General features: G+C 62.5%; 4 protein-coding genes. All 4 read right to left on the bottom strand.

Annotated elements, in window-relative coordinates; translation table 11 throughout:
- Nucleotides 1-294: 294 nt before the first annotated feature.
- Nucleotides 295-702: an alpha/beta fold hydrolase gene (locus X760_RS73425; protein WP_023723236.1), complete on the bottom strand. Its 408-nt coding sequence runs from the start codon at nt 700-702 to the stop codon at nt 295-297.
- Between the two features lie 14 nt (nt 703-716).
- The gene (locus tag X760_RS76040) at nt 717-1,001 is read right to left on the bottom strand and encodes a DUF1127 domain-containing protein (protein WP_198030591.1); all 285 of its coding nucleotides are present in this window, start codon (nt 999-1,001) and stop codon (nt 717-719) included.
- Between the two features lie 124 nt (nt 1,002-1,125).
- Nucleotides 1,126-2,367 carry an NAD(P)-binding domain-containing protein gene (locus tag X760_RS73415; RefSeq protein WP_023723234.1) on the bottom strand — a complete coding sequence of 414 codons (1,242 nt, stop codon included), beginning with the start codon at nt 2,365-2,367 and terminating at the stop codon, nt 1,126-1,128.
- A gap of 89 nt (nt 2,368-2,456) precedes the next feature.
- Complete coding sequence (locus X760_RS73410) at nt 2,457-3,056, bottom strand: OsmC family protein (protein WP_023723233.1); 600 nt, start codon at nt 3,054-3,056, stop codon at nt 2,457-2,459.
- Nucleotides 3,057-3,994 lie beyond the last annotated feature (938 nt).

Here is a 3,994-nt window from a genome sequence, read left to right as displayed (position 1 = left end):
GCCATGGCCGCTCGCCCTTCAGAGCAAGCGCCGTTCTCTCTCCAAAACTTTTTGCAGAACCTTCAGGACACTATCAGCTCACGGATGATGAGCCGAGTCGGAGCCGGTGCAACTTCGCCGCACAACACCAAGACCCGAAAGCCAAATCGGGCATATTCCCGAGCCGGCATGGACGTGTGGAAGTCGAGCCTGCTCCGCAGAAACTGTACGAGTGCAGTCTGAAGTTTGGCTCATCGCGTCGAAGGTGCCGGCTCCGCTCCAGTGGTCGATGAAACGAGCTGTCCGGAGAGATGGCTACCGCCGATCAAGCCGTCGTGTATCGCGGCGTGTATCCTCGCTGCGCCCGCCGGCATTCGCCGAGCACCTCGTGGCCCTCAGAGTCCAGCTTACGCTGCCGGCGAAAGGCAACGGTTCATAAAGGGAGAGGCCGGCCAGCCGGTCTTGACGCATCGCCGCTGTATGCAGGGCCAATCCACCGCCATAGGAATGGCCAACAAGATGCACTTCGTCATGGTGGTCGATCATCTCCAGGACCCCGGCGGCTTCGTCGGCCAGATGGAAAGCGCCGGCGATAGTCCAGGTGCCGCCGCCCGGCGCCCCGATCAGATCGGGTGGGATGAACCGGTATCCGTCATCGAGCCGCTCCGCCAGGTTGCGCCATTGCCGTCCGCTGCCGCCGGGAGCAGTACAGGACGATGACAAGCGCGTGGCACACCTTAGCGAGACGCAGAACGTCGATACGTCATCGGATGACCTCCCCCTTCGCGCTCAAAAACGCCTGAACGCGTGCTGGTATCACGCCCAGCAAACCAAGTGATCGAGTTGATTTCGAAGCGGGTGATGCCGACGTCGCGCAGGAGGTAGTCCGGCAGCTCATGAAGCTGTCGACGGTCCCGCTGGATGCGAATGAAACGCCAGACTGCGGCCAGCATTGTTCCGCCGGCCCAGCGCAAACCTCGCGTTGTGGTGAGCGAGAGGGATGGGTTCACCATTGCACTCATTTTGATTTTCTCCATGGTTGCGGGCGCTGACTACGGCGCCAGTGGAGCCCTTGTCGTGGTCGGGCGTGAGCGTCAGCGTTGAAGTCAACGTCGATTTTTGCCGCGCCAACGTTGTATTCGACGGTCAGGCCGCGGCTCGGCGGGAGGCGTCGAGAAACATTGCCATGTGAGCCGCCAAAGCCTCGGCATCGCGGCCGACGCCATCGAGGAAGCTGGAGCTTCGATGGCGCATGAAATTGAGGCCGAGCACGTAAAGTCCCGGATACGAGCAGATGCCGCCATCGTTCAGGATTTCGCCCCGGGTGTCGAACACATCCAACTTCAGCCATGGGTATTCGCGGCGATAGCCGGTGGCCCATATGATGGTCTCGATACCCTCGTCGATGAGGTCGATTTCGGTCGGTTCGGCGCTCAGGATCAGGCTCGGAATGGAACCGGGTTCGATCGAGTCACGACCCTCGGCGACGGCCGCGCGGTCTATGTTGGCCAGTACGCGCCTCAGTGTGCGTTCCGCCGCCGCGGTCGTGTCGGCGAGATCGCCATTGAACCGAATGCGTGTATCGCAGGCGGCAATGGCTCGACCGACAAGACGAACGCCTTGCTCCTGAAGGCCGGCGAGATCGAGCGACCTGCGCTCGGGTGTCCCTATGAGCTGCAGCGAGGGCTGCCGCCGTGCCGCGGCGAGATCCGAGACTTCGGCGACGGGCTTGACAAGCGCTCCCAGCCGGTCGAGCCACCACAGGATGTCATGCCCGCGATAAAGCCTCGGCAGGCGTGTATGGCTGCCGACCGACAGGGTTACCGGGCGCCCGGAGCGATGGATCTCCTCCGCAAGTTGTATTCCCGTCGCCGAGGCTCCGGCCACGAGAACGCCGCCCTGAACCAGCTGCCGAGGATTGCGATAGTCTCGCGGCACGATCTGCCTGATACGGGAGGAGATGTGCTTTGCGATTGATGGAATTCGGGGCCGGTCGCTGTTTCCGGTCGCGACCACGACCGCACGCACGCTCCATTGGCCACGATCGGTCAGCAGCCGGAAGCCTCCCTCGATCTTTTCGACCGAAAGCACCTCCACACCGTCCTCTACCGGCGCGGTGATCGAGCACGCGTAGTCCTCCAGGAACCCGACGGTCTCGGCCATTGTCATGAAGCCATCGGGATCGGCCCCGCGATAGCCGCCGCCGGGCAGGCGTGTCATCCAGTTGGGCGTCAGCAGGCGCAGCGAATCCCACCGTTCGCTGCGCCAGCGCTCAGCGATGCGGCCGCGCTCCAGCACGACGTGGTAGACCCCGCGCTCGGACAGGCACCGGCTCATGGCGAGACCCGCCTGTCCGGCGCCGATAATGGCCACGTCTGTATGCTGCATGGAATCCGCGCCTTGTAAGCAGGGGCAACAGATCGCCGGCGCCATCCTTTTCAGGACGAGGCCGGCGATATTGCTCTTGCGGACCGAAGTCAGCCTTTCACGGCAACCGAGACCGGCACGCCGTTGGTCAGCACGTCGAACACCGCGGAACGGGCGCGCGACTGCGTCACGATTTCCTCGAGCTTCTCAGCCGGAGCATCGCCCTTGATCTTGAAGGAGATACGGATGCCCTGGTAGCCGTTGCGGACTTCGTTAGAGATGCCGAGGATGCCGCGAAGGTCGATGTCGCCTTCGACGGTCGATTCCACCTCATGCAGCGTCACCCCGCGCACGGCCGCGATGTTCGCGATGCCGGCCGTGAGGCATGAAGCAAGCGCGTGCAGAAGATATTCGACCGGCGTCGGGCCGTTGTCAGTGCCGCATAGGACGGCTGGATGGTCGCTGTCAGCCCGGTAGGCCGTCTTGTGAGACTGCTCGGTGCCGGCGCCGAAGAAGTTGGCCATCGTGCTGCTGCTGTGCGTGCCGGCAATCCAGCGGCTTTTGGCACGGAACTGGAACTTGGCAAGCTCGGGCTGCCCCGCGACGGCGTTGATGGTGGCCAGAAGGGTGGGCGTGTCGACGCCGTTCCTTGGCTCCCGCGGCGCCTTCTTAACGGCAGACTTTTCCATGACCATTGTATCGTCGTGCATGTCATTCACTCCTGGGTTCGGATGTTGCGCGACCGGGATCGTCCCGGACGGCTAACCCTCGGGCGGCAGCGTTTGACGTGCAGTGGGAACGACAGTGGGAAAACGAGAGGTTTTTTGCGTCAGCCAACGGTGAGCCGCGCTGGTCTGCAGTCAGCAAAACGACGGGCCTTCAAACGCTTGCTTCGCCGCCACGCTGCGATCCTCCCGTAAGCGCCGAGAAGGCGTCACAACCGAAACCACAGGAGATCAGACCATGTCTCGTTCGTTTGGAATGGATACCCGCCCGTCCTCGACCGACTGGGCAGTGATAGTTCGCGGGCCAAGCAAAGCCGAGGTGCTTGCCCATATCGCGAAGACTCACACATACGCGAGCACCCTGAATCGGCACGGCCGCGAAAAAACCCACATGAGGCTTGTTGCGGCGGGAGTGCCGATCGGCCCCCTCGACAACACTTGTCGGAATAATGTTTTCGGTCGACGTCCAGCCAGGCAAAGAAGACCGCGCCCGAACACGTCCGGCGAATGTCGGGATTTTCGCTCGACGCCTGCTTCGAGGAGCCAGCCCGCACTCGGGAATGACCGCATTACGATCAACTTGCGTCGTGCCCGGTCTTGCCCAAAATTCCCGGAGATGCTCGGCGCCCAACCTGAGATTGCCGCTCTGTCCGGTTTCAACTCGGTCACCCGAGTTGGAGGTGGTGGCTCCAACGCCGAGGTCGTCGACCGACACGTCTCCCACAGAAGTCGATGTGGTCGCGCTGGATGACCTCGCAGTCAGGTTGGCAACGGCCTACCAAGCTGCTTCGCCAGCTGTTCGCTAGTCGGGCCAGTTCTCATCCCGTTATCCGCCTGTTCGCTTCTCGGATAGTGTCCTGAAGGTTCTGCAAAAAGTTTTGGAGAGAGAACGGCGCTTGCTCTGAAGGGCGAGCGGCCATGGC

The sequence above is a fragment of the Mesorhizobium sp. LSHC420B00 genome (assembly GCF_000503055.1).
Taxonomy (GTDB): Bacteria; Pseudomonadota; Alphaproteobacteria; order Rhizobiales; family Rhizobiaceae; genus Mesorhizobium.
This window is presented reverse-complemented; position numbering and strand designations above follow the sequence as displayed.

Coding starts and splice junctions, on each gene's coding strand:
- X760_RS76040 (WP_198030591.1), bottom strand. CDS start 1,001: ATGAGTGCAATGGTGAACCCATCCCTCTCGCTCACCACAACGCGAGGT.
- X760_RS73415 (WP_023723234.1), bottom strand. CDS start 2,367: ATGCAGCATACAGACGTGGCCATTATCGGCGCCGGACAGGCGGGTCTC.
- X760_RS73410 (WP_023723233.1), bottom strand. CDS start 3,056: ATGCACGACGATACAATGGTCATGGAAAAGTCTGCCGTTAAGAAGGCG.